Source organism: Ensifer sp. D2-11, assembly GCF_054161295.1.
Window position 1 is genome coordinate 1168541 of record NZ_CP096433.1, and the last position, 25497, is coordinate 1194037.

The following is a 25497-nucleotide window of genomic DNA, read 5'->3' on the forward strand; positions in this document are numbered from 1 at the left end:
AGTCCCATGACAAAAGAACTTGGTGTCGGCATCATCGGATGCGGCAATATTTCCACGACCTATTTCAAGCTCGCCCCCCTGTTCAGGGGCATTCGGATCGCCGCTTGTGCCGACATCAATCCGGCGGCGGCGGAAGCACGGGGCGCCGAATTCGACGTCACGGCGCAGAGCATCGATGCGTTGCTCGCCAATCCGGAAGTTGACATCGTTGTCAATCTGACGATCCCGGAGGCGCACTTTCCGGTCTCGAAAGCCATTCTGGAAGCCGGCAAGCATGTCTACTCCGAGAAGCCGCTGGTGCTTTCGCTGGAGCAGGGCGAAGAGCTCAGGAAAATCGCCACGGGGAAGGGGCTGACCGTCGGCTGCGCACCGGACACTTTCCTGGGTGGAGCCCATCAGCTTGCGCGCGCCTATATCGACGCCGGCAAGATCGGGCAGGTCACCTCCGGTACCTGCCACGTCATGAGCCCGGGCATGGAGATGTGGCATCCGAATCCGGACTTCTTCTTCCTGCCGGGCGGCGGGCCCGTGCTCGACCTCGGACCCTATTACATAGCAAACCTGATCAACCTGATCGGACCGGTGAAACGGGTAGCCGCACTCTCCTCCATGGCAAGCACGACGCGGACCATCAGCAGCGAACCCAGAAACGGGGAGGTTATCCCGGTCAAGACGCCCACCAACATTCATGCCCTGCTCGAGTTCCGGAACGGCGCCACCATCACGCTATCGGCAAGCTGGGATGTCTGGGCGCATCGTCATGCGAACATGGAGCTTTATGGCACCGAAGGGTCGCTCTTCGTTCCGGATCCGAATTTCTTCGGCGGCATCGTCGAGGCGAGCGGACGGAACAAGGACATCCAGCCGCTCGAAATGTGGGAGCACCCCTTCGCCGTCAACAACTGGGACCATCCGCTCGGCCCGATCGCCAATTATCGTACGGCGGGGCTTGCGGATATGGCCGATGCGATCCTCAAGGGGCGCGATGCCCGCTGCTCGCTGGAACGTACGCTGCACGGTGTCGACGTGATGGTGTCGATCCTGAAATCCGGCGAGGAGGGAAGCTTCGTCACGCTGTCGACCACCTGCACTCAGCCGGCGGCGCTCGGTATTGAAGAGGCGCGGGCGTTGTTGCGCTGAGCCTGCTTCTGCGTTGACCCTCCTCCGGTTGCCCGGGCCTTGCCGGTGCCCCTCATCCGGCTGCCGCCACCTTCTCCCCATTTTGATGGGGAGAAGGGACAAGCGGCCGGCTCCCTGCTGCTATTGTCGGTGTGAGAGGTGATCGAGCGGCTGCCGCTATCCCCTTCGCCCCGCCTGCGGGGAGAAGGTGTCGGCAGGCGGATGAGGGGCCCTTTATCGATCTACTCCCTCTTGAGGGCCCTTGTGGGGAGGGGTATTCAAGGCCACCGAAGCGAACGAAGGAACATAAGTCATGGCCTGGCAACCGGCGGAAAACCGATACGAGAAGATGAAGTACAATCGCTGCGGCAGGAGCGGCTTGAAGCTGCCGGCGATTTCGCTGGGTCTTTGGCACAATTTCGGTGGCGACACGCCGCATGAGCGCAAGGTGGACATGTGCCGCACGGCCTTCGATCTCGGCATCACCCATTTCGATCTGGCCAATAATTACGGCCCGCCGCCCGGCTCGGCCGAAATCGCCTTCGGCGAGATCATGCGCAGCGATTTCGCCGGCCTGCGCGACGAACTCATCATCTCGTCCAAGGCGGGGTATGACATGTGGCCCGGCCCCTATGGCGAGTGGGGCAGCCGGAAATATCTTGTCGCCTCTTGCGATCAGAGCCTCAAACGCATGGGGCTCGACTATGTCGACATCTTCTATTCCCATCGCTTCGACCCGGAAACGCCCCTCGAAGAGACTTGCGGAGCGCTCGATCACATCGTCCGCTCGGGGCGTGCGCTCTATGTCGGCATCTCCTCGTATAACTCCCAGCGTACCCGCGAGGCGGCGGTAATCCTGAAGGAGATGGGCACGCCCTGTCTCATCCATCAGCCGAGCTATTCGATGCTCAACCGTTGGGTCGAGGATGACGGTCTCGTCGACACGCTGGAGGAACTCGGCATCGGTTCGATCGTCTTTTCGCCGCTCGCCCAGGGCATGCTGACGACGAAGTACCTGAACGGCATTCCCGAGGACAGCCGCGCCGCGCAGAACCACTTCCTCAAGAAGGACTTCATCCGTCCGGGGATCATCGACAATATCCGCAAGCTGAACGCCATCGCCGAACGGCGCGGCCAGACGCTTGCGCAGATGGCACTCGCCTGGGTGCTGCGCGGAGGCCGCATCACCTCGGCGCTGATCGGCGCCAGCCGTTCCGCACAGATCGTCGACTGCGTCAAGGCGCTGGAAAACGACACTTTCACACCAGAGGAACTGAGCGAGATCGATCTTTACGCCCGCGAGGCCGACGTCAATCTCTGGGCCAAATCCGCCGAGCTCTGAATTGGCTCGAATGCATTGATTTGCCTCGATTTTGGGCAACTTCCAACCGCTTGCGGCGTCTTATACAAAAGTCGAAGAAGACGGCGCAAAACGGTCGCTGGACATGCATTATCGATTATGTATGGTGCACATGTGCCGCGGTGCGCAAAGCCTTCGCGGGCTTCAGCGTTGCCGGCAATAACGAGGAGGAAAGAGACCTTGCGACGTCCCGGACGGGGCGGACGAAGGCTCGACGGGCAGTGGCGCGGTCGATCCGTGCCGGACTGCTCGTGGCGGGAAACAGGGAGGAACCATGGATCGCCGTTCATTCATCAAACATGCGAGCATCGGCGGCCTGGGTGCGGCTGCTGCATCGGCGCTGGCTGCGCCGGCCATTGCGCAGACCAATCCGAAGGTCACCTGGCGCTTGACGTCGTCCTTCCCGAAATCGCTGGATACCATCTATGGCGGTGCGGAAGTTCTGTCGAAATACGTGTCCGAAGCTACCGACGGGAATTTCCAGATCCAGGTCTTCGCCGCCGGCGAAATCGTCCCGGGCCTGCAGGCAGCGGATGCGGCGGCTGCCGGCACCGTCGAGGCGTGCCACACGGTCGCCTATTATTACTGGGGTAAGGATCCGACCTGGGCACTCGGCGCAGCCGTGCCCTTCGCCCTCAATGCCCGCGGCATGAACGCCTGGCACTATCATGGCGGCGGCATCGACCTCTTCAACGAGTTTCTCGGAACCCAGGGCCTCGTCGGCTACCCGGGGGGCAACACCGGCGTTCAGATGGGCGGCTGGTTCCGCAAGGAAATCAAGACCGTTGCCGACATGAAGGGCCTGAAGATGCGCGTCGGCGGTTTCGCCGGCAAGGTCATGGAACGCCTCGGCGTCGTCCCGCAGCAGCTCGCCGGCGGCGATATTTACCCGGCGCTCGAGAAAGGCACGATCGACGCGGCCGAATGGGTCGGTCCCTATGATGACGAGAAGCTCGGCTTCTACAAGGTCGCACCCTATTACTACTATCCCGGCTGGTGGGAAGGCGGCCCGACCGTGCATGCCATGTTCAACAAGGCAGCCTTCGACGGCCTGCCGAAGGCCTATCAGTCGCTCCTGCGGACGGCCTGCCAGGCGACCGACGCGAACATGCTGCAGAAGTACGACTATCTCAACCCCTCCGCGATCAAGCGCCTCGTGGCGGCGGGGGCAAAGCTGAGCCCGTTCAGCCCGGAAATCCTGTCGGCCTGCTTCGACGAGTCCAACAAGGTCTACGCGGAAATGGAAGCGTCGAACGCGCCATTCAAGAAGATCTGGGAATCGATCAAAGCCTTCCGCGCCGAGTATTTCCTCAACGCACAGATTGCGGAATACAACTACGACACCTTCATGATGATCCAGCAGCGTAACGGCAAGATCTGAAGCTGCGGACTGGGGGCACTTTTTCGAAATTGCCCCTCATCCCGCTGCCGCGACCTTCTCCCCGTTTGACGGGGAGAAGGGACAAGCTGCTTGTGCGTTGCTCCCCAGGGAGCCAATTGAGGACCGGAGCATTGCCGCGAGTCCCCTTCGCCCCGCTCGCGGGGAGAAGGTGCCGGCAGGCGGATGAGGGGCTGCGCGGGTTTTCCGTCGCGGCTTTTTTTTTTCATGAGAATGCGCCGATCCAGCTCACGCGACCTGCCGCTTCCTTCGAACGAAGTAAGCCAAGGCTGCAATCAGGACGGTGCCCGCGATGAACAGGAATGCGGCGGCAGCAATGGCGGGGCTGATGTTCTCGCGGATCGTGGAGAACATTTGCCGTGCAACGGTTCTCTGGCTGGGACCCGCGACGAACAGCGTCAGCACCACCTCATCCAGCGAGGTCGCAAACGCGAAGACTGCTCCTGAAATGATTCCGGGCATGGCCAAGGGCAGTGTAACCGTCTTGAGGACGACGGTCGGCGATGCCCCGAGGCTCGCCGCAGCGTTTTCAAGCCGGCGGTCTATGCCTTGCAGTGCGGCCGTGACGTTCACCACCACGAAGGGGATGGCGATCACCGTATGAGCGACGATCACTCCCAAATAGGTATTGGCGAGCCCATACTGGGCGAACATCAACTGCATGCCGACACCCAGCACCACCGCTGGAACCACCATCGGAAGCAGGAACACCGTGCGGAAAAAACCGAACAGGAGCGATGCGGATTTTCCGCGAAGCCCAAGTGAGGCAACCGTTCCCAGCACGGTGGCAAGCACCGTCGTTCCTGCTCCGATGATCAGGCTGTTGATAATCGAGCGCCGCCAGGCGTCGGCAGTGAACAGTTCATCGAACCATCTCAGGGAAAAGTCAGGGATCGGGTAGTTGAGGAAGACGCTGTCGGTGAAGGCCAGCGGCAGGATGGCAAATAGCGGTGCCATGAGAAAGATGACGACGGCCGAGCCGAATATCGCCTTGGACAGGGGAAACGCCCTCATGCCCTTGCCTCCTCGGATGAGAGCCGCAGGTAAACGACGTAAAGAATGATCGTTGCGGTCAGGAGAACGATCCCGAGGGCACCTGCCATGCCCCAGTTGGCCGCGCCTGTTGCATAATAGGCGATCACGGCGCTGATCATTTGATCCTTTGCGCCGCCGATCAGTGCAGGCGTGATGTAGTACCCAAGGGCGCTCATGAACACGAGCAACGATCCGGATACGACGCCTCGCAGGCTGAGTGGTAGAAGCACCGAAAGGAATGACCGGATAGGTGACGCGCCAAGCGAGGCCGCGGCTGGCATCAGGTTCTTGGGAATGCCGATCAAAACACTGAAGATCGGCAATACCATGAAGGGAAGCAGGACATGGGTCATGGCGATGACAACGCCTAACCGATTGAAGATCAGAGGCAATGGCCCGTCAGTCAGGCCGATTGCCTGGAGCGTCATGTTGATCAGACCATTGTCTTGCAGAATGATGTACCAGGCGGCTGTTCTGACGAGGAGCGATGTCCAAAGCGGGAGCAGAACCGCGCCGAGCAAGAGTTGACGCTTCCAGCCGGTGGTCGAGGCAGCCACCATCGCGAAGGGCAAGCCGATCAACACGGTGCAGACGGTCACCATGCCTGCCATGACGATGGTGCGAAGCAGCGTTTCGCGATTTGCCGAGGTGCCGGCAGGCGCATCGACCACGTTGCCGTTCTTGTCACGCGTCAGATCGACTGCTGCAAGAAGATTTCGGTCTGTAACAGGCGAGCTTGCAGCGTCCTGGACTGCAATCCAGAATGCCGGGTCGCTCCATCGCCGATCGACGGAAGCGAGGTCACCGAGGCCAGGGTCCTCGGCAACGGCCGTCCTGGTCTTGCTCATCAATGTTCGGAAACCCGACTTGGCGCTATTCAGCCTGCGAACGAGGTCACCAAACAATTCGTCGTCCTGTATTCCCTGAATGTCTACGACCAGCGCTCTCTGTGCCTCGACCGGCGGAGCGCTTGAGCGGTCCCATCCCTCGAGCGCAGCCGCTACGGTAGGTAGCGCGCGGGACGCGACGGGATCGGAAACGGCCGCCTTCATCATGGTTCCCAGCGGGACGACGAAAAAGAAGAGAAGGAATAGCGCCAAGGGCGCAATCAGGACGAATGATTTGGCGTGCTGCAGGAGCCAGGAGCGTTGCTTCATGCGACGATCCAGCATTGTTCGGGTGAGAACGAAGCGACCGCCTCGTCACCGATCCGAGGCGTGGTTGCTTTCCTGGTAGACTTGACGACGAGAGACCCGTTCGCCGCGTCGACGACGACCTGCAGGTGGTCACCGCGATAGACGACGTCAGAAACCCTGACCTTCAATTCATTCCTCGGCCCGTCGGAGGGGCCGAGTTCGATGCGCTCCGGGCGAACTGAGACTTTAACATGCTTGCCCGACTCATATTTTGCGGAGGTGGCGACCTTGATCTGCTGGCCGCCCTCGACCGCAACACCCAGCAAGCCGTTTTCGAACATCGTCACTTTGCCGCTGAGCAAGTTGGTTTCGCCAATGAATTCGGCGACGAATTGCGTCGCCGGACGGTCATAAATTTCAGATGGCGTGCCGATCTGCTCGATCTTTCCGTGATTGAAGATGGCGATTCTGTCCGACATCGTCAGCGCTTCGGCCTGATCATGTGTCACGAAAACAATGGTCAGGCCCAATCGATGATGGATGTCGCGAATGTCCATCTGCATCTGCTCGCGAAGCTTTTTGTCCAGGGCCCCGAGCGGTTCATCCATAAGAACCACTTCGGGTTCGAAGACGAGCGCTCGCGCCAGCGCTACACGTTGCTGCTGACCGCCCGACAACTGGATCGGCCTCCTGTCCTTGAACGCCCCGAGTTGGACCATATCGAGAGCCTTGCCGACGCGATCGACGATCTCGCTGCGGGACACCCGTCGCATTTTGAGCGGAAACGCCACATTCTCCGCAACTGTCATATGGGGGAACAGAGCGTAGTTCTGGAAAACCACGCCCATGTTCCGTCTATCGGGGGGCAGCGCATCGACCCGCTTACCCCTGACGGAAATTGAACCGCTGGTGGGGGCCTCGAAGCCGGCCAACATCATCAGAAGTGTAGTCTTGCCTGAACCGGATGGTCCGAGCATGCTGACGAACTCGCCCTTCTCGATGGCCAGGTCCAGTTTATCGACGACGGTCATGGCGCCGAACGCTTTGCTGACTTTGTCGAAGTGAATGAATGCGTTGCCCATCGTCACCTGCGCAAAAATGGAGGAGGGCCACCCCCTAAATGATTCAAGGGTTATGTTGCCCCATCGATCGGGGCAACAGAGCGGCGGTAAGATAATTGCGGCGATCGCCTACTGAGCCAGCCAGGCGTTGAAGCGCTGAGTGAGCTCTTCCGAGTTGTCTGTCCAGAAGTCTACGTCGAGTGCGACCGCACCGTTCAGGTTCTCTTCCGTTGTCGGCAGCTCCTTCTGGAACTGTTCCGGAACGAGCTTGGTCGCGCCAAGGTTCGGAAGCCCGTATGCGATATACTCCGGAAGCTTCGCCTGATTTTCAGCCTTGCTCGCGTAAGCGATGAAGTCCATGCCGGCGTCCTTGTTCGGGCTATCCTTCAGGATTACCCAGCTGTCGATTGCATAGACGCTGCCGGGGAAAACGAAGCCGAACTTCTTGCCCTCGCTGCGATTGATCCCGCTGATGCGGCCGTTATATGCGGACGTCATGACCACCTGCCCGGAAGACAACAGCTGGAGCGGCTGTGCCCCGGCGTCCCACCAGATGATATCCGCCTTCAGTTCATCTAGTTTCTTGAATGCGCGATCAACGCCGCCTTCGCCGCTCAGAACGTCGTAAACCTGGTCCGCAGGGACCCCATCTGCCATCAGGGCGAACTCAAGCGCATATTTGGGTCCCTTGCGCAGGCCGCGTTTACCGGGAAATTTCTTCGTGTCCCAGAAATCGGCCCAGGTCTTCGGACCTTCCGCCAGCTTGGCACCATCGTAGGACAGGCCAGTCGACCAGACGATATTGCCGACACCGCAGTCGCTGACGGCCGCCGGGAGATAAGCCTCCTTCCCACCCATCTTCTGCCAATCGATCTTTTCGTAGATGCCGTCGGCGCAACCCAGAGCCAATTCTTCGGCTTCGACTTCAACGACATCCCAGTTCGGCACGCCGGCCTTCACCTTGGCCTGCAATACGCCGTATCCGCCCTCCCAGCTTTCATCGAGAACGGGTTTTCCAGTTTCCTTCGCGAATGCTTCGAAGAAGATTTTTCTTTGCGCGTCCTGGAAATTCCCACCCCAGGATACGACTGTCAGGTCGCGTGCTTGCGCACCGACGCCGCTCGTCATCAGGACGCTAGAGGCAATGACAGCAGCTTTAAGGATTTTCATCGAACCCTCCCCATTAGTGTTTTCGACTGCACGATACAAAGCAGTTTTCAGGGGTTTGGGAAGGGGATTAACCGCTCTGGTCACTATTCTCACCACTCGGATCGGGTGACGCCTGCTTCAATAGGTCGGCGGCGTAATCGCGCTCACTATTTCGCTCTCGCCATCGTGGACGTTGCGGAAGCGATGGGGAAGCCGGCTATCGAAATAGTAGCCGTCACCCGCGCCCAAGACACGCTTCTGGTTGCCCACTGTCACCTCGACCGCTCCGGACAGCACCATGCCGGCCTCCTGTGCCGCATGGGTGAATTCCTCCCCGGAATCCGCGCCGATCGCGTAACGTTCATGGAGCATAAGCATCTGCCTGTTCGGGTGGTCGAGGCCAATGACGCGGTAGGATATCGTGTCAGCCTTTCCAATCTCGATGAGGTCGGCCGAGGAATAGAACGGCGTATATGGAAGGCTCGATTGCAGATCGGAAAAGAAACCGGGCAATGTCGTGCCCAAGGCGTCGAGGACCGCACCGAGCGTGTCGATCGATGGGCTCATCCGGTCTCGCTCGATCAACGAGATCGTAGAATGCGAAATGCCGGACCGCGCAGCCAGTTCTCTGACGCCCAAGTCTCGCCTCCGGCGCAGTTCACGAAGTTTGCTTCCGATTTTCGGCATTCGTCGATTCCTTCATCTGACCGGTTCTCCCCAGCATGGCACCCCGGGCGTGAGCTTCCTACGTCCGGAGATCGCCGCGCTCGCAAAGTGGTGAGAATACTGAACGGGTGGTTTGCGGGCAATTGCCCGTCTGCCCCGGTTCCACGATGCTGAGACATCACCGCACACAGGAGATTTTAATGACATCGCGTCTCGCTGCACTGAAAGACAGGTTCACCCAGATCAAGAAGCCTACCCGTGACGCAGTCTCCGACACGGCTTCGGTCGAGAAGACGGTCAAGGAAATCATCGCAAATGTGCGTGAGCGTGGAGACGCCGCTGTTCGCGAATATTCCGCAGCCTTCGATAAAGTGGAGCTTGAAAGGTTCGAAGTAAGCGAAGAAGAGAGGCTGAAGGCCGTAGCAGAACTCGATCCGCAGACCCGCGAAGACACCGAATTCGCCATCGCGAACGTCCGCGCCTTTGCCGAAGCTCAGCTCAAGACCATCCTCCCGCTCGAAATCGAAACACTGCCGGGTCTGCACCTCGGCCACCGCGTTATCCCGATCGAGGTCGTGGGCTGCTATGTGCCTGGCGGTCGGTATCCTCTCCTGTCGGCTCCGGTCATGACCATCGTACCGGCTAAAGTCGCCGGCTGCGACCAGGTAATTGCCTGCCTCCCGCCAAACGCACATCCGGCAATGATCGCGGGCTGCCATCTGTCGGGTGCAGATCGCATCTTCCGTGTAGGCGGAGCCCAGGCAATCGCAGCAATGGCATCAGGCACCGAGTCAATCCCGGCGGTCGACAAGATCGTTGGCCCCGGCAACGCATTCGTCAACGAAGCCAAGCGCCAGGTGTTTGGTCAGGTCGGCATCGACCAGCTTGCCGGCCCGAGCGAAATCTTCATCGTCGCTGACGAAACCGGCAATGCTGCTATGATCGCGACCGACCTCCTTGCTCAGGCAGAACACGATGTTCGCACCCGCGTCGGTCTGATCACGACCGACCGCCAGCTCGCGGAAGCTACCCTGGTCGAAGTCGAAAAGCAGTTGCAGGGCCTCTCGACTGCCGATGTCGCGTCGGTTGCCTGGAAGGATTATGGGGAGATCACCGTCTGCGAAGACGAAGCAGCGATGATCGCCTATTCGGACTACATCGCAGCCGAGCATCTTCAGGTTCACACCCGCGATCCGCAGGCCACCGCCAAGAAGCTCCGCAACTACGGTTCACTCTTCATCGGCGAACTGGCCAGCGTGGTTTACTCCGACAAGTGCTGCGGCACCAACCACACCCTTCCGACCATGGCCGCTGGCCGGTATACGGGTGGACTCTGGGTTGGCTCATACGTCAAAACCTGCACGCATCAATGGTTGGATGAACGCGGCGTTGCCGCTGTCGCTCCTGCCGCTGTACGGCAGAGCGCTACAGAACGACTCGAAGGCCATCGTCGCGCAGCCGCTCTGAGGCTCAGCCCCCGCCAATTCGCTGCCGAGTGATCCGTCCTCCCAAAGGCTGAGTCCGGCAAAGAAGCCACCCAGCCGCTGCCGGGTGGCTTCTTTGTATCGGCCAAGAGTAAGTCGTCGGCCCGCTTGTGGAACGCACTTCAGTTGAACGACGGCGGTGCGCTGAGATCGGGGGCCGGATTGTTCTGTTGAGGCGCCGTATTCGGTTGGGCCGGCTGCTGGCCACCCCCGTCGAGCGGACTGCCGCCCGGCAGCTGCAGGCCGCCGGGAAGGCCGAGGCCGCCGCCATTGTCGGGCAGGGTAAGACCGCCGCCGCCGGTGCCGAAGCCCGGGACCTCGATCTTGATCGTCGACGGATCGACCGCCGCGCCGCTGCCTTTATAATGCAGGACCATCTGCGGGAACATGAGGGTCAGCGCAACCATGACGACCTGTATGCAGACGAAAGGCACGGCGCCCCAATAGATCTGTCCGGTCGTCACGGGCTGCATCATCTTGCCGGTCACCCTGTCCAGATAGGGCACCCTGGCTGCCACGGAACGCAGATAGAAGAGCGCGAAGCCGAAGGGCGGATGCATGAAGCTCGTCTGCATGTTGATGCCGAGCAGCACGCCGAACCAGATCAGATCGATGCCCAGCTTGTCGGCCGCCGGCGCGAGCAGGGGGACGATGATGAAGGCGAGCTCGAAGAAATCGAGGAAGAAGGCCAGGAAGAAGACGAGCACGTTGACGGCGATCAGGAAGCCGATTTCGCCGCCCGGCAAGGCCGTCAGCAGATGCTCCACCCAGAGATGCCCGTTGACGCCGTAGAAGGTGAGCGAAAAGACGCGGGCGCCGATCAGGATGAACAGAACGAAGGCGGAGAGCCGCGTCGTGGAGGCGAGTGCGGCGCGGACCACTTCCATGTTGAGGCGGCCCTTGCCGGCCGCCATGACGAGCGCGCCGACGGCTCCCATGGCGCCGCCTTCGGTGGGTGTGGCGATGCCCAGGAAAATCGTCCCGAGGACGAGGAAAATCAGGGCCAGTGGCGGGATCAGAACGATGATCACCTGTTGCGCCAGCCGCGAAAGCGCGTTGATCTTGAGCGTCCTGTCGGCGAGGGCGGCCAGGTAGATGAATATGATGCCCACCGTCGCGCCGAGGATGTCCGCGTTTTCGCCCTGCGTCGGCGAAAGATAGACGTGGGCCGCATAGGCGATCGCGCAGGCGACCAGGAGCGCGATCGCAAGCGAGGTGACGCCGGACCCGAGCGTGCGCGCTTCCAGAGGCAGCGCCGGCATGGAGTGCCGCTTCACGAAGGTCATCAGCAGGATGTAGCCCATATAGAGCCCGGTCAGAACGAGGCCGGGGATGAGGGCGCCGGCATACATGTCGCCGACCGAGCGGCCGAGCTGGTCGGCAAGAACGATCAGCACCAGCGACGGCGGGATGATCTGTGCAAGCGTGCCGGAGGCGGCGATGACGCCGGAGGCGATGCGCCGGTCGTAGCCGTAGCGCAGCATGATCGGCAGCGAGATCAGGCCCATCGCGATGACGGAAGCTGCGACGACGCCGGTGGTCGCCGCAAGCAGCGCGCCGACGAAGATGACCGCGTAGGCAAGTCCGCCGCGCACGGGACCGAAGAGCTGGCCGATCGTGTCGAGAAGGTCCTCGGCCATGCCCGACCGTTCGAGCACTATGCCCATGAAGGTGAAGAAGGGGATGGCGAGAAGCGTGTCGTTCGACATGACCCCCCAGAACCGTTCCGGCAGTGCGTTCAGCAGTGGCCAGGAAAGATTGATGGAATCGGACAAAGGCGCGAGTTCGACGCCGATGATGAAGAACAGGAGACCGTTGGCGGCGAGCGAGAAGGCGACCGGGTATCCGAGCAGAAGGAATACGATCAGCGACACGAACATGATCGGCGCCAGGTTTTCAGCGACGAACTCGATCATGAACGGGCCTCCGGCGCAACGGCGTCATCGAGCGGTGCATGGGCCGGGACGTAAGGCGTCGGATCATCCATGTTCCCGGTCATGATGGCGATTTTTTTGATGATTTCCGAAACGCCCTGCAGCGCGAGAAGCACGAAGCCGATCAGCAGGATCGCTTTCGCCGGCCATATGATGAGCCCCCCGGCGCTCGAGGAAAGCTCGCCCGAGACATAGGACATCCGTACGTAGGGTACGAGGTAATAGAGCATGAGAACCACGAAGGGCATCAGGAAGAAGACGTGCCCGAAGAGGTCGATCCAGTGCTGCACGCGGCGCGAGAACATTCCGTAGACGACGTCGATGCGGATGTGCTCGTTCTGGCTCAGCGTGTAGGCGGCAGCGAACATGAAGGCCGCGCCGAAGAGATACCACTGCGCCTCCAGCCATGCATTGGACGACATGTTGAACACTTTTCGGATGACGGCGTTGCCGGCGCTCACGAGCACGGCCACCAGAATAAGCCAAGAGACCGCCTTGCCGATCCTTTCGGTAATGGCGTCGATCAATCGGCTGAAGCCGAGTAACGGTTTCATCGAGTTCCTCCCCGCAATGGTTTTTGTTTTTTTGCCAAGCACAGGCAGAGTGCCCATTTCAAGCCTGCTTTCAAGTGCGACGGTCGATTTTCCGGGATAGGGGCGGGGTCTCAGACGAAAGTCGAATACACTCCGCCGGCGAATGATCAAAACTTAGGCACGCGAGCGCGATTCCCGCCGATGTTCCGCCGCAGCTTTCGTGGAAAATAAAGCCCGTGCAGGGGATTTCAGGCGATTCGAGAGGTGCCAAACTGCCAGGATCGCCGGTGTGGGAGCGCTTGCGTGAAAGGTCTTGAAAAGACGGTGAGCATGGGGCTGGATGCGGCACCGCGAAGAGGGAGATGCAAGAGATGACCGCGACGATCCGGAACCCGATCCTGCCCGGTTTCAATCCGGACCCATCCATCTGTCGGGTCGGCGAAGACTATTACATCGCGACCTCGACATTCGAATGGTACCCCGGTGTACAGATTCACCATTCGCGCGATCTCGTGAACTGGCGGCTCGTGCGCCGCCCGCTCGAGCGCGCACGTCAGCTCGACATGCGCGGCAATCCCGACAGTTGCGGCGTATGGGCTCCGTGCCTCTCCTATTGCGACGGGCTGTTCTGGCTCGTCTACACCGACGTCAAACGCCTGGACGGCAACTTCAAGGATGCCCACAACTACATCGTGACGGCGGAAGCGGTGGAGGCCACCTGGTCCGATCCGGTCTATGTCAATTCGTCGGGCTTCGATCCGTCGCTGTTCCATGACGACGATGGCCGCAAATGGTTTCTCAACATGCAATGGAACCACCGCTCGGAAAGCTTCGCCGGCTCGCCCAAGAGCCCCGCTTTCGACGGTATCCTGCTGCAGGAATGGGACGAGCGGACCCGCAAGCTCGTGGGCCCGGTGAAGAACATATTCGCCGGCAGTCCGCTCGGCCTTGTCGAAGGGCCGCATCTCTTCAAACGCGACGGTTGGTATTACCTGACGGTCGCCGAGGGTGGAACAGGTTACGACCACGCCGTGGGCATGGCGCGGTCCCGCACGATCGACGGACCTTACGAGATGCACCCGAATGTTCATCTCATCACCTCCAAGGATCACCCGGAGGCAGCTCTGCAACGGGCGGGGCACGGGCAATATGTCGAGACGCCGGACGGCCAGGCCTATCATACGCATCTTTGCGGCCGGCCGCTGCCGCCGCAGCGACGCTGCACGCTCGGGCGCGAGACTGCGTTGCAGAAATGCGTCTGGCGGGAGGACGGTTGGCTCTATCTCGAAAATGGCGGGCCGGTTCCCGAGGTGACCGTGCCCGCGCCGGGAGCCGCGGGAACAGTCGCTGAGCGCGTCCTCTTTGAAACGGACTTCGACGAGCAGGTGCTTCCGCCGGAGTTCCAGTGGCTGCGCACTCCGGTACCGGAGCGGATCTTCTCGTTAGCCGCCCGGACCGGGCATCTCCGGCTCTTCGGCCGCGAGAGCATCGGCAGCTGGTTCGAGCAGGCGCTGGTGGCGCGGCGGCAGGAACACCATTCCTTCCGCGCAGAAGCCGTCGTCGATTTCGCTCCCGATACCTATCAGCAGGTCGCGGGACTGACCCATTATTATAACCGGCACAAGTTCCATGCCCTCGGTGTCACACGGCACGAAACCCTCGGACGCGTCCTCACCATACTCTCCTGTCCGGGCGATTTTCCGAACGGGCGGTTGACCTATCCGGTCGGCAGCGGTTTCGTCGTACCGGACGGTCCAGTTCAACTCGCCATGGAGGTCAGAGACAACGATCTCCAGTTCTTCTGGCGGGGAGCGGCCCAGGCAGAGTGGCTGACCATCGGGCCGGTGCTCGACGCCGGCGTGATTTCGGACGAAGGCGGGCGCGGCGAGCACGGTTCCTTCACGGGGGCGTTCGCCGGCATTTTCGCTTTCGACATCTCGGGTTGCGCGACGCCTGCCGACTTCGACCGGTTCCGCTACCAGGCGCTCAGCGTTTGAAATGCCGTACGCTTATGAGGGAACTCTTATAAGCATCGGTAATCATTACTTATTTGTAATGTCAGGCTTCATATTCGGTTCAGGAAGGGAGGCTTAGTTTCGGGGGGTAATAACGAAAGGGAAACCCCATGAAACGCCTTCTGATCGCGCTCGTCGCAAGCTCATTCCTCGCCACTCCGATGGCGCTTGCTCAGCCGGCCGGCTCCTTCGAGCTTGCGCAGGCGCATGATCGCAATCGCCACAGGCACGTCGATCGACATGTCGAGAAACGCGTCGACCGACACGTCGAGAAGCATGTCGAAAAGCGCGTGATCATCAAGAAGCACCGCTGGGCGCGCGGCCACAGGCTGAGCCCGTCCGAGCGGCGCCACATGGCCTATGTCCGCGACTACCGCCGCTACAAGCTGCGGCCGCCGCCGCGGGGCCAGCAATGGGTGCGTGTCGACAATGACTTTCTGCTGATCAGCCTCGCAACGGGCGTGATCGCAGGCCTTGCATCGGCTTATTGACGCCGTCGCGTCTCCGCGGCCCTCGTTCCTGTGCCTTTCACAGGAACGAGGAGATTGGGAGGGGGGGTGTCACGGCAGCTGCCGTTTGCGCGTATGCAAGCCATCTTGCCGACTGCGCGGTCTAGGAAGCCTCTCTGAGGACTGCAATCTCTCCTCACCCTCATCTCTGTGCTTGTCACAGAGATCAAGCAGCGCCGCGTCTGCGGCGCGGAGAACGTTCTTTCAGCCCAAGGACTTGGTCTGGCTGGATCCCTGTGACAAGCACAGGGATGAGGAGATCAAACAAGCCGCGGGGGGTATTCCGGATCTCACAGGCCCTAGCAAATGCTGGTCAAAAGAGCCCGAACGCGCTTCAGGGCCGATCCAATCCATCAAATGCCGGGACTAAACACTTAGCTCGCCGACACTTAGCTCGCCGAAGAAAGGCATTCCTTCAGCGAAGCGCCGATGTTTTCCATCATCTGGAAGTAGAGATCCGGTCCAGCCTCGAGGGTGCCGGCTTCCGGATCGAGCGTGCCGGATTTCGCCGGCGTGCCTTCGATGACGACGCTGACGAGCTTCGGCTCGAACTGCGGCTCGGCGAAGACGCAGGTCGCGCCTAATTCCTTGATCTTCGCGCGAATCTCGGAGAGCCGCTCGGCGCCGGGCAGCACCTCAGGGCTGACGGTGATAGAGCCGGCGACGCGCACCTGGTAGCGGTTTTCGAAATACTGATAGGCATCGTGGAAGACGACGAAAGGCTTGTCCTTGACGGCAGCCACCGTCTCGGCGAGGCTCTTGTCGAGAGCGTCGATCCGCGCGTTGAACTTCTCCAGATTTGCCTTGTAGGTGGCGGCATTGGCCGGATCGGCCGCGGCCAAGGTCTTCTCGATCTCGGTCGCCATGGCCTTGGCGTTCATCGGATCGAGCCACATATGCATGTCGAACTCGCCTTCGGCATGATCGTGATGGTCATGCTTATCGGCGTGCTCGGCACCGTCCGCTTCGCCGGCATGGGCATCGCCGTGATCCTCGTGCCCCTCATGGCCCGCTTCCTCGCCGTGGCCCTCTTCACCGTGATCGTGCCCCTCGAAGGCGCCGCCCTCGCGGAACTTCAGCTTCGCGAGCCCGGGAGCCTCGCCGAGTTCGACCACCTGGGCTCCTGTGCCGAGCGTATCAAGCGGCTTGTCGAGGAACGCCTCGAGGCCGGGTCCGACCCAGAACACGACCTTTGCCGCCTGCAGTGCCGCGGCGTTCGAAGGCTTCATGGTGTAGGTATGAGGGGAGGCGCCGCCCTCGACGATGAGCGAGGGCTCGCCGATGCCCTGCATGATCGAGGCGACCAGCGAATGGACCGGCTTGATCGAGACGACCACATTGGGCGCCGCCGCAAATGCGGGGGAGGCCAGGAGAAGCGTCGAGGCGAACAGGAGGGCAGTCGTCGATTTCATCGTTTTCTCCGAATTGTCCGGTGGGCTGCAGCCGGCTTTTACGGCCGGACATTGCTTGTAACGGCGTTGTTATGTTATTACATCAATTGCGTTATGCTATAACGTGTGCGATAGCCAGTGGCAACCACCAGCCGGAACTTTTTGATGTTGAACTTCCGATCACCAGAAACGATGCCCTTGGTCAGCCTCGCCAATGCCGGGGTGCGGCGAAACGGCAGGTGGCTCGTGCGCGGTGTCGATTTTTCGATCAGCCGCGGCGAGATCGTCACCCTCGTAGGGCCGAACGGATCGGGAAAGTCGACGACGGCAAAAACGGCGATCGGGGTTCTCAAGCCGGATGAGGGACACGTCGAGCGGCTCGCAGGGCTGAAGGTCGGCTATGTGCCGCAGAAGCTTGCGGTCGACTGGACGCTGCCTTTGACGGTGGAGCGGCTGATGACGCTGACGGGGCCGCTTAAAGGTCGGGAAATCGAGGAGTCGCTCGCAGCGACGGGCATGCTGCACATGGCGAAGGCCGAGGTACAGCACCTTTCGGGTGGCGAGTTCCAGCGGGCGCTGCTTGCCCGCGCTATCGCCCGCAAACCCGACCTGCTGGTCCTGGACGAGCCGGTGCAGGGGGTCGATTTTTCCGGGGAGATAGCCCTTTACGAGTTGATCAAGCAGATCCGCAACCGCACCGGCTGCGGTATCCTGCTCATTTCCCACGATCTCCATATCGTCATGGCGGAAACCGATACGGTCGTCTGCCTCAACGGCCATGTCTGCTGTCGCGGAACGCCGCAGGTGGTGAGCCAGAGTCCGGAATATCTCAAACTCTTCGGCCGCCGGGCCGCCGGCGCGCTTGCGGTCTACAGTCATCACCACGACCACACGCACCTCCCGGACGGGCGGGTGCTGCATGCGGACGGCAGCATCACTGAAAGCTGCTTCCCGGGCGACGGCCATCATCATCACGAAGAGGCCGACAACATTCATGACCACGATCCGGACTGCGGCTGCGGCCATCACGCGCGGCTCCAGGGTTACGACGGGACGGAGAAGCGCGATGCTTGACGATTTCTTCATTCGCGCGCTCGTCGCCGGAATTGGCATCGCCATGGTCGCCGGGCCGCTCGGTTGCTTCGTCATCTGGCGGCGCATGGCCTATTTCGGCGATACGATGGCGCATTCGGCGCTGCTCGGGGTGGCGCTCTCGCTGCTCATGGACCTCAACCTCATGGTAAGCGTGTTTATCGTCGCCTCGGTCGTCTCGGTGCTGCTTCTCTTCCTGCAGAAGCGCGGCGCGCTCTCGACCGACGCGCTGCTCGGCATCCTCTCGCACTCGGCGCTGTCGATCGGCCTCGTCATCGTCGCCTTCATGACCTGGGTCCGGATCGACCTCGTCGGCTTCCTCTTCGGCGACATCCTCGCGGTTTCCCGCGCCGATATCGACATCGTCTGGGGCGGTGGCATTCTGGTGATCTTCGCGCTCGTCTATCTATGGCGGCCGTTGCTCGCATCGACCGTCAATCCGGAGCTGGCCGAAGCGGAAGGCCTCAATCCCGAAAGGGCGCGGTTCTTTTTCATGCTGCTGATGGCTCTGGTGATTGCGATCGCCATGAAGATCGTCGGCATCCTGCTGATCACCTCGCTGCTGATCATACCGGCGGCGACCGCCCGTCGCTTCGCCTCGTCTCCGGAAGTCATGGCTGTCTGCGCCTCGCTGATCGGCGCGGTCGCCGTTGCCGGCGGGCTTTTCGGCTCGCTTCATTGGGATACGCCGTCGGGACCGTCTATCGTGGTTGCGGCGCTGGTCCTTTTCGTGCTGAGTCTGCTGCCGGTCGGCCGCCGGATCGAGAGCGCCCCGCATACTTCGCATGGAGGACATCACTGATGGTTACGCCCCAACTGACCAAGAACCAGTCGCTGGTGATGGGGGCGCTTGCCCATTCGGACGGTCCGATGAGCGCTTACACCATTCTCGACAAGCTGCGCGACAATGGCTTTCGCGCACCGCTGCAGGTCTATCGCGCACTCGACAAGCTGCTCGAATACGGGCTGGTTCATCGGCTGGAGAGCCTCAACGCCTTCGTGGCCTGCAGCTGCCCGCATGAACACGAGCACGACCACGGCGTCACGGCCTTCACCATCTGCGAAGGCTGCGGCCAGGTGACCGAGTTTCATGACGAGGTGATCGAGGATCGGCTTTCCACGCTCGTGCGGGCGCAGGAGTTCAAGACCGAGAAGACGACGATCGAGATCCGCGGACACTGCAAGAGCTGCGCGTAAGGCCGCGTATCAATCCAGCAGCGTAAACTGGGCGGCGTAACGCTGCCAATTCTTCACATAATGTTCGGCCGAACGCTTCAATCCCTCGACTGCGGCGTCGTCGAGTGTCCGCACCATCTTGGCCGGAGCGCCGACGATGAGTGAATTGTCGGGGAATTCCTTCCCCTCGGTCACCAGCGCATTGGCGCCGACGAGGCAATTGCGGCCGATCTTCGCGCCATTCAATATCGTCGCTCCCATGCCGATCAGCGAATTGTCGCCGATGGTGCAGCCGTGAACGATCGCCCGGTGACCGATGGTGCAGCCTTCGCCTATAGAAACCGGGTGACCGGGATCGACATGGATGATGACGGCCTCCTGGATGTTCGTGCGCGCGCCGATGCGGATCGGCTCGTTGTCGCCGCGCAGCGTCGCGCCGAACCAGATGCCGACGTCCTCGCCGAGCTCAACCTGCCCGATGATATTGGCGTCCGGCGCCACCCAATAGCTGCCTTCGGTCGGCGTCTGCGGTCTGAGCGGTCCTAGAGCGTAAAGCGGCATGGCGGCTGCGTCCTTTAATCGAAGGCGGTGACTTTCGCTCTTCCTGTTTCTCAAACGATATTGACGGAGATCGCGCCGATCCCGTCGATGCCGCAGGCGACGACATCGCCTTGCGTGACGGGACCCACACCTGATGGCGTCCCGGTCATGATGATATCGCCCGGTGCGAGAGTGAAGAGGCGGGACAGTTCGGCGATGATTTCGGGCACCTTCCAGATCATTTGATCAAGATCGCCCTGCTGGCGCAGTTCGCCATTGACCTTGAGCCATATGTTGCCGCTTGCGGGATGACCGATCGCGGTGACGGGGACGATCGCGGAGACCGGAGCGGAATGCTCGAACGCCTTGGCGGCCGTCCACGGCTTGCCGGCCTTCTTCGCTTCCGCCTGCAGGTCCCGGCGGGTGAAGTCGATGCCGACGCCATAACCGAAGATGTGATCTGCCGCTTCCGAGACGGGAATGTCCGCTCCGCCGGTGCGCATCGCGACGACCAGTTCAACCTCGTGGTGAACGTCGGAAGAGCGCGTCGGATAGGGGAAATTCTCGCCCGGCGGCAGAAGATTGTCGGCGTTCTTCTGAAAGAAGAAGGGTGCCTCCCGGTCCGGGTCGTGACCCATCTCGCGGGCGTGGGCCGCATAGTTGCGGCCGACACAATAGACCCGGCGCACCGGAAACCCGACGGAACTGCCGGAGATCGGCAGCAGGATGAGCGGCGGGGGTGTCAGGGCTGTCTGCATGATCGTCCGGCTCCATCATTCGGTCTCGGTCTGGCCCGAGCGGTTCGTTCGCAGAATCGACGCACCGGCACCGCCCGGTAAGTCAGGGCGACGCCGAAGCGAATCTGGAGAGAAGGACGTTAGCAGCCGGACGGGCTGCTGCAATAGGCAGAGCATGAGGATGATGCCGGAGCCGCGCTCTCGGGCTCAGGCGCAGCGCGCATAGGCCTCGAGTTGGTCACGCGTGAGGAAGCGCCCGTCGGACCGCGAGTTTAGCTCCGGATGGCTGTATTCGAGGCTCGGTACCTGGGGAAGCTCAAGGGCCTGGCGTACGGTCATGATGCCGATTTCCTTCCGGCCGCTTTCGCGCTTCATGCTGACTTCGACGATACGATAGAGATTACGCTCTCTCATCATAGCTCTCCCGTATTATTTTCTTATGTCCCTCTTTTGATGGGACCTTAAACATTCGATATTGGTTTTTGTGAGACGGACTAAAATATAACCCCGCAAGATGAAGCCTTCACGACAGAAATCGGGCGGTTTGGCGAAGATTTCCGACTTATTTCGAGGCTGGACCGCGCGATTGCGAAGGTCGCATTCCCATATTCGCGGATTAAATCTCGGGATCGGTTATATTAGCGGTTTCTTTGTTTTTCAAGCGGTCCGACTGGGTGCAGGCGAATATTGCGCCGCACAAGAATTGTATTACGAATACATGGGCCCCGACTGGAGGCGCCGAGCAATGATCCGCGCAGGAGGCGGAGGATCACGCCATTCGCCATTCGCCATCGTCACCGGCAGCCGCCAACGCAAAGGATCGATCACGTGTCGCGGTCGGTTGCTCGGGTTATCGTGAGCTAGTGCGCTTTAAGGCGCGCCTCCTCAGCGGCGGAAAGAAAGAGTCTGCGTGCTTCCTCGCAGGTACGGCGCCCGTCGATCGCGGCGCGGCACGCGCTGCGCGCGGCGACGTAGTAGGGGCCGCGATAAGGCCAATGGTCCGCGAGGCACCGGAGCGCATCGGACGGTCCCTTGACCATGCGCACGTCATCCCCGGTCATTCCAAGCTCGATGGGATTGCTCCACAAGACCTGCATGCTTCTCCTCCTGGATCGCAGCGACGCGGCAATCGTGCCCCGCGTCGTGGGTATGTTCGGTTCCAATCGGGCGACAAAGCGACGGACACCGGCTTCGACTGCCGCTTTCCCGCTCCCGGGATCATGTACAAGAACGCTGCCGGGTCAGCCCCGGTTCCCTGCCGCGAAAGGCCGGAGACCGAGCCAAGCGCTTCAATGTAGCTCAGGGATTCCGGTTTGTCCGCAATTTTGCTGAAACACAATTTTGCTTCTGTCCGCCGCCGCTGCGGCCGACCGGATATCTTCGCCGGAAGGGGCGCTAGCTCATCGCCGAACAAGCCCTTATCTGGAGTTGTCCTTTCCTTCGCCACCCGCATTGCGCTGCATCCCCTTAAATGGCGGGGTTTCAAGCACTTGGCCCCCATTCTATACCTTTTCTGCTGTTGGAGGGCTGGAATGGTGACGGTTGCAGAGATCCGTTTGACTTGGTTGCCGCTGCAGAATGGGACTTTCTGCGCGATGCTTGGCATACATGAAGTCGCCTTTATCATGAAACGGCAGGCCATGAGCGATTGGGCCTGGCGTATCTCCCATTGCAACGGTACCGGTGAAACAGGCTTCCGCTACGCGCCGACGCTCGAGGGCGCCAAAGCGGAAGTTCTTGCCGGCATTCAGGAGTGGTTCCGTCAGGCGGGGTTTCAATGAGCTTCAACCGCCTCTGCCTGTGGCAGTAGAGCGGGATGAGGAGAAAAGTGTGCGGTTTTCCGTCCGCATCCCGCCCTAACTTCCTAGAGTCGATCACGTTCATGATGTCAGGTCGACCCGACCTGAAATCATCGTGATTCAGCGACTATTGGTGCTGTGTCAGTCGCTCGAAGTGGAAGCCGGGGTTTCTCCACCGCCTGAGCCGGTATCCTGACCGCCGCCGGAGCCGCTGTCCTGACCGCCGCCGGAGCCTTCGCCACCGCCGGAGCCGCTATCCTGTGCGCCGCCGGAGCCAGTGTCCTGACCGCCGCCGGAGCCTTCGCCGCCGCCGGAGCCGCTATCCTGGCCACCACCGGAGCCGGTGTCCTGACCGCCGCCGGAGCCTTCGCCGCCGCCGGAGCCGCTATCCTGGCCACCACCGGAGCCGGTGTCCTGACCGCCGCCAGAGCCGGTATCCTGACCGCCACCAGAGCCGGTATCCTGGCCGCCGCCGGAGCCTTCGCCGCCGCCGGAGCCGCTATCCTGACCGCCGCTGGAACCGGTATCCTGGCCGCCACCTGAGCCAGTCTCCTGACTTCCGCCTGGCGCGCTGCCGGCGTCGGCAACGACAAGGACGTCACCATGAGGACCGGCGAGCGCTGTACTCTGACGCAGGCCGTCATCGAACGACGCTAGTGAGGCAAATGGCGTGGCAACGACATAGGCGAGACCAAGCAATGAGCCGATGATAGTTTTTCCTGTTCTACGCATTGTCCTGCTTCCTTCCCTAAAGTTTAGGACATGTTTCGAACCTCAGCCTCCAGCGCGGCGCAGGATGGCACAGAAAGTGCTGGCTTACGCAAGAATATTATAACTGACTGATCTGCAACAGAATATCCAGTTGCAGGCGCCGAGAGCTGCCCGATTTTGGCCACAAGATGCAATCGACAGTATTAATTGCGAAGGAACAATACATCCAATAATCTGGTTCTGATCTGTTTCTTCTATCGGTTATATTAACGATCTCTCTTTCACTCGACGATTGTGCACGTGATTTGCTACAAGCCTCGGGCCGCTGCCGCATGTAGCAATGGCAACGCAAAACGGGTTAAAAGGGATCAAACGAGAGCTGACGAGACATGATGGAATCGGTGCAAACTGACGGGAAGAGGGGAGAAAACAGGTACTTCAGGGGACCCGTTTTTGCCGTGGCGCCTATGATCGATTGGACCGATCGTCATTATCGGTTCTTCGCGCGCCAGCTCTCGAGCCATGCTCTGCTCTATACGGAAATGATCGTCGCAGATGCGATCCTGCGCGGCGACCGGGAAAAGCTGCTCGGCCACGACGCCTCGGAACATCCGGTCGCCCTGCAGCTCGGCGGCAGCGATCCGGCGAAGATGGCGGAGGCGGCGCGGATCGCCGAAGGCTTCGGCTACGACGAGATCAACATGAATGTCGGCTGCCCGTCAGACCGGGTGCAGTCCGGCACCTTCGGCGCTTGCCTGATGCAGGAGCCGGCGTTGGTCGCCGACTGCATCGCGGCGATGAAGGCGGCGGTCAAGATTCCCGTCACGGTCAAATGTCGCATCGGCGTCGACGATCAGGATCCGGAAGTAGCACTTCGCGACCTCGTCCAGCGTGTCAAGGATGCCGGAACGGATGCCGTCTGGGTGCATGCCCGCAAGGCATGGCTCAAAGGGCTGAGCCCGAGAGAGAATCGCGAGATTCCGCCGCTCGATTATGGCCTCGTACACCGGCTCAAGGCGGAAAATGCGAATCTTTTCATCGGTCTCAATGGGGGTCTTCAAAGGCTGGATCAGGCGCTATCCCACCTCGATCCGCTGTCGCTGCGGACGGGACGAACCACCGGGACTGCGGCAGAGCCGGCGTGCGGTGCTCCTCTCGACGGCGTGATGCTCGGCCGTGCGGCCTATCACGACAGCGGCCTGCTGACGGCCGCCGACGGCTATTTCGTCCACCCGCTGACGGGGGCCGAGCCCATGCCGGTCGATCGCGACGGCTTTTCCGATCATGACCATAAACTGTCGCTGGATTTCTGGTCCGGGATTCGTGACGCCATGGCGGACTATGCCGCCGCGCATATCGAGAATGGCGGCCGGCTGATCCACGTCACGCGGCACATGGTCGGGCTCTTCCAGGGCTGGCCCGGCGCGCGGCGCTATCGTCAGATACTCTCTACCGAGGCCACCCGCAAGGACGCCGGTCCGCAAGTGATCCATGCTGCCTTCGACGCGGTGTTCGAGGCGGTAACGGCAAGGCAGGCGGCAGAGTAGCTCGACTGCGGCGCGAGTCTCCTCCGCCGGCGAGGGGAAGGTGGGCGGCAGGCCGGATGGGGCGCTCTCCAACGAAAAACGGCGCCTCTTGCGAAGCGCCGCTCTTCAAGCTTTGTCGAACGCCAGGCTTAGAGAGCCTGGAGGTTGACGGCCTTCGGGCCCTTGCCCATGCGATCCGGCTCCGTGTCGAAGCTGACCTCCTGGCCATCGTTCAATGTGGTGAGGCCTGCGGCCTGGACAGCGGTGATGTGGACGAAAACGTCCTTCGAACCGCCTTCCGGCGTGATGAAACCAAAACCCTTGTCCTGGTTGAAGAATTTGACGATGCCTTTGGTGGCCATGGAAGAAGTCCTTTTCCTTCAGTCTGTCTTTGCCGCAACCCTGCGCTTCAATATCACGCATCGGTTGCTTTAGGTAGTGTGTCCGCGCCCCCGGGAGGAAGCGAACGTGTCGTCTTCAGCGAAATGCGCTGAAAGGCGTCGAGTGGTCACGATATCGGGGAAAAGACGTCTACGATGCCGCTTGCGGCAGTCCCGGCGTCAAGCCAGGCTCAAAGCGAAAGTCCAGTCTCCGGGATTGAAAACGCCCGAACAGAGATAGGATTGGCAGTATTCCGCGAAAAAGGCAAGGGGGAGTTCTTGCGACCTCGCACCTGCGGCGATGCCTTATGCCGAAGCGCCGGCGTGACCTCTCGGTGCCATCTGCCGCAGGACGAATGTCGTGGATTGCTTCGTTTGACCACATTTTCGTCCCGGCACTGGATCACGATGTTTTTAGGTCGGATCGACCTAGAAACATGAACGTGATCGATTCCAATAGTTTAAGCGGGATGCGGGCGGAAAATCGCACACACTTTTCCTCATCCCGCTCTAAGGTCTGTTGAGATTGATCCTAGGAAACCTATCGGAGGACTGCAATCTCTCCTCCTCCTCATCTCTGTGCTCGTCACAGAGATCCAGCAGCGCCGCGTCTGCGGCGCGGGAAGAGTTCATTCAGCCCAAGGACTTGGTCTGGCTGGATCCCTGTGACGAGCACAGGGATGAGGAGATCGAACAAGCCGTGGCAGGTATCCCGAATCTCAACAGGCCTTAGGTTGAGCCTGCG

The 25497-nt window shown here is 60.9% G+C and carries 25 protein-coding genes; 11 read left to right on the forward strand and 14 right to left on the reverse strand.

Features of this window, described 5'->3' with window-relative positions:
• The first annotated feature begins 6 nt into the window (after positions 1–6).
• From M1D34_RS05620 to M1D34_RS05630, 3 genes are all read left to right on the forward strand, one after another.
• A complete protein-coding gene (locus tag M1D34_RS05620) occupies positions 7–1140 on the forward strand; it encodes a Gfo/Idh/MocA family protein (RefSeq protein ID WP_028011941.1) in 1134 nt (377 codons plus the stop codon).
• 292 nt (positions 1141–1432) lie between these two features.
• The gene (mgrA, locus tag M1D34_RS05625) at positions 1433–2461 is read left to right on the forward strand and encodes an L-glyceraldehyde 3-phosphate reductase (protein ID WP_015007680.1); all 1029 of its coding nucleotides are present in this window, start codon (positions 1433–1435) and stop codon (positions 2459–2461) included.
• Positions 2462–2753: 292 nt separating this feature from the next.
• Positions 2754–3860 (forward strand): TRAP transporter substrate-binding protein, encoded by a 1107-nt coding sequence (locus M1D34_RS05630; RefSeq protein ID WP_010969563.1) that lies wholly within the window; start codon positions 2754–2756, stop codon positions 3858–3860.
• 246 nt (positions 3861–4106) lie between these two features.
• On the opposite strand, the gene M1D34_RS05635 is transcribed toward M1D34_RS05630, so the two are convergent.
• From M1D34_RS05635 to M1D34_RS05655, 5 genes are all read right to left on the reverse strand, one after another.
• A complete protein-coding gene (locus M1D34_RS05635) occupies positions 4107–4892 on the reverse strand; it encodes an ABC transporter permease (protein ID WP_498781095.1) in 786 nt (261 codons plus the stop codon).
• On the reverse strand, positions 4889–6070 hold the full coding sequence (locus M1D34_RS05640; protein WP_498781097.1) for an ABC transporter permease: 1182 nt from the start codon (positions 6068–6070) through the stop codon (positions 4889–4891). The genes M1D34_RS05635 and M1D34_RS05640 overlap by 4 nt, the downstream gene beginning before the upstream one ends.
• Positions 6067–7131: an ABC transporter ATP-binding protein gene (locus tag M1D34_RS05645; RefSeq protein ID WP_498781099.1), complete on the reverse strand. Its 1065-nt coding sequence runs from the start codon at positions 7129–7131 to the stop codon at positions 6067–6069. Before M1D34_RS05645 ends, M1D34_RS05640 begins: the two co-directional genes overlap by 4 nt.
• A 108-nt stretch (positions 7132–7239) precedes the next feature.
• Complete coding sequence (locus M1D34_RS05650) at positions 7240–8280, reverse strand: ABC transporter substrate-binding protein (protein WP_027989292.1); 1041 nt, start codon at positions 8278–8280, stop codon at positions 7240–7242.
• Positions 8281–8397: 117 nt separating this feature from the next.
• A complete protein-coding gene (locus M1D34_RS05655) occupies positions 8398–8946 on the reverse strand; it encodes a cupin domain-containing protein (RefSeq protein ID WP_027989291.1) in 549 nt (182 codons plus the stop codon).
• Positions 8947–9125: 179 nt separating this feature from the next.
• On the opposite strand from M1D34_RS05655, the gene hisD reads away from it, so the two are divergent.
• A complete protein-coding gene (gene hisD / locus M1D34_RS05660) occupies positions 9126–10424 on the forward strand; it encodes a histidinol dehydrogenase (protein ID WP_127540158.1) in 1299 nt (432 codons plus the stop codon).
• A 107-nt stretch (positions 10425–10531) separates the two neighbouring features.
• On the opposite strand, the gene M1D34_RS05665 is transcribed toward hisD, so the two are convergent.
• Positions 10532–12325, reverse strand: coding sequence for a TRAP transporter large permease (locus tag M1D34_RS05665; RefSeq protein WP_013844582.1), 1794 nt, complete (start codon positions 12323–12325; stop codon positions 10532–10534).
• Positions 12322–12897 (reverse strand): TRAP transporter small permease subunit, encoded by a 576-nt coding sequence (locus M1D34_RS05670; protein WP_010969560.1) that lies wholly within the window; start codon positions 12895–12897, stop codon positions 12322–12324. Before M1D34_RS05670 ends, M1D34_RS05665 begins: the two co-directional genes overlap by 4 nt.
• A gap of 350 nt (positions 12898–13247) precedes the next feature.
• Between M1D34_RS05670 and M1D34_RS05675 the strand changes: the two genes are divergently transcribed.
• Together M1D34_RS05675 and M1D34_RS05680 are read left to right on the forward strand one after the other, a co-directional pair.
• Entirely contained in the window at positions 13248–14873 is a 1626-nt protein-coding gene (locus M1D34_RS05675) for a glycoside hydrolase family 43 protein (protein ID WP_498781103.1), read from the forward strand.
• A gap of 128 nt (positions 14874–15001) precedes the next feature.
• Positions 15002–15382, forward strand: coding sequence for an RcnB family protein (locus M1D34_RS05680; RefSeq protein WP_003536865.1), 381 nt, complete (start codon positions 15002–15004; stop codon positions 15380–15382).
• Positions 15383–15789: 407 nt separating this feature from the next.
• On the opposite strand, the gene znuA is transcribed toward M1D34_RS05680, so the two are convergent.
• On the reverse strand, positions 15790–16812 hold the full coding sequence (znuA, locus tag M1D34_RS05685) for a zinc ABC transporter substrate-binding protein ZnuA (protein WP_498781106.1): 1023 nt from the start codon (positions 16810–16812) through the stop codon (positions 15790–15792).
• A 144-nt stretch (positions 16813–16956) separates the two neighbouring features.
• On the opposite strand from znuA, the gene M1D34_RS05690 reads away from it, so the two are divergent.
• From M1D34_RS05690 to M1D34_RS05700, 3 genes are read left to right on the forward strand one after another with little or no spacing between them, the layout of a single operon-like run.
• Positions 16957–17865: an ATP-binding cassette domain-containing protein gene (locus M1D34_RS05690; protein WP_498781108.1), complete on the forward strand. Its 909-nt coding sequence runs from the start codon at positions 16957–16959 to the stop codon at positions 17863–17865.
• Positions 17858–18685, forward strand: coding sequence for a zinc ABC transporter permease subunit ZnuB (znuB, locus tag M1D34_RS05695; RefSeq protein WP_010969555.1), 828 nt, complete (start codon positions 17858–17860; stop codon positions 18683–18685). The genes M1D34_RS05690 and znuB overlap by 8 nt, the downstream gene beginning before the upstream one ends.
• Positions 18685–19080: a Fur family transcriptional regulator gene (locus M1D34_RS05700; RefSeq protein ID WP_003536852.1), complete on the forward strand. Its 396-nt coding sequence runs from the start codon at positions 18685–18687 to the stop codon at positions 19078–19080. Before znuB ends, M1D34_RS05700 begins: the two co-directional genes overlap by 1 nt.
• A gap of 9 nt (positions 19081–19089) precedes the next feature.
• Here M1D34_RS05700 and M1D34_RS05705 read toward each other — a convergent pair whose 3' ends face one another.
• From M1D34_RS05705 to M1D34_RS05720, 4 genes are all read right to left on the reverse strand, one after another.
• Positions 19090–19620, reverse strand: a complete 531-nt coding sequence (locus M1D34_RS05705) for a gamma carbonic anhydrase family protein (RefSeq protein ID WP_010969554.1) — start codon at positions 19618–19620, stop codon at positions 19090–19092.
• Between the two features lie 50 nt (positions 19621–19670).
• On the reverse strand, positions 19671–20357 hold the full coding sequence (locus tag M1D34_RS05710) for a fumarylacetoacetate hydrolase family protein (protein WP_003536848.1): 687 nt from the start codon (positions 20355–20357) through the stop codon (positions 19671–19673).
• Between the two features lie 186 nt (positions 20358–20543).
• A complete protein-coding gene (locus M1D34_RS05715) occupies positions 20544–20753 on the reverse strand; it encodes a hypothetical protein (protein ID WP_003536846.1) in 210 nt (69 codons plus the stop codon).
• A 443-nt stretch (positions 20754–21196) separates the two neighbouring features.
• On the reverse strand, positions 21197–21433 hold the full coding sequence (locus tag M1D34_RS05720; RefSeq protein WP_498781112.1) for a DUF982 domain-containing protein: 237 nt from the start codon (positions 21431–21433) through the stop codon (positions 21197–21199).
• 435 nt (positions 21434–21868) lie between these two features.
• Between M1D34_RS05720 and M1D34_RS05725 the strand changes: the two genes are divergently transcribed.
• Entirely contained in the window at positions 21869–22117 is a 249-nt protein-coding gene (locus M1D34_RS05725; RefSeq protein WP_498781114.1) for a hypothetical protein, read from the forward strand.
• Positions 22118–22276: 159 nt separating this feature from the next.
• Here M1D34_RS05725 and M1D34_RS05730 read toward each other — a convergent pair whose 3' ends face one another.
• Positions 22277–22867 carry a hypothetical protein gene (locus M1D34_RS05730; protein WP_498781116.1) on the reverse strand — a complete coding sequence of 197 codons (591 nt, stop codon included), beginning with the start codon at positions 22865–22867 and terminating at the stop codon, positions 22277–22279.
• A 368-nt stretch (positions 22868–23235) separates the two neighbouring features.
• Between M1D34_RS05730 and dusA the strand changes: the two genes are divergently transcribed.
• On the forward strand, positions 23236–24393 hold the full coding sequence (dusA, locus tag M1D34_RS05735) for a tRNA dihydrouridine(20/20a) synthase DusA (protein ID WP_498781118.1): 1158 nt from the start codon (positions 23236–23238) through the stop codon (positions 24391–24393).
• A gap of 128 nt (positions 24394–24521) precedes the next feature.
• Here dusA and M1D34_RS05740 read toward each other — a convergent pair whose 3' ends face one another.
• Positions 24522–24734, reverse strand: coding sequence for a cold-shock protein (locus M1D34_RS05740; RefSeq protein ID WP_003535347.1), 213 nt, complete (start codon positions 24732–24734; stop codon positions 24522–24524).
• Positions 24735–25497 lie beyond the last annotated feature (763 nt).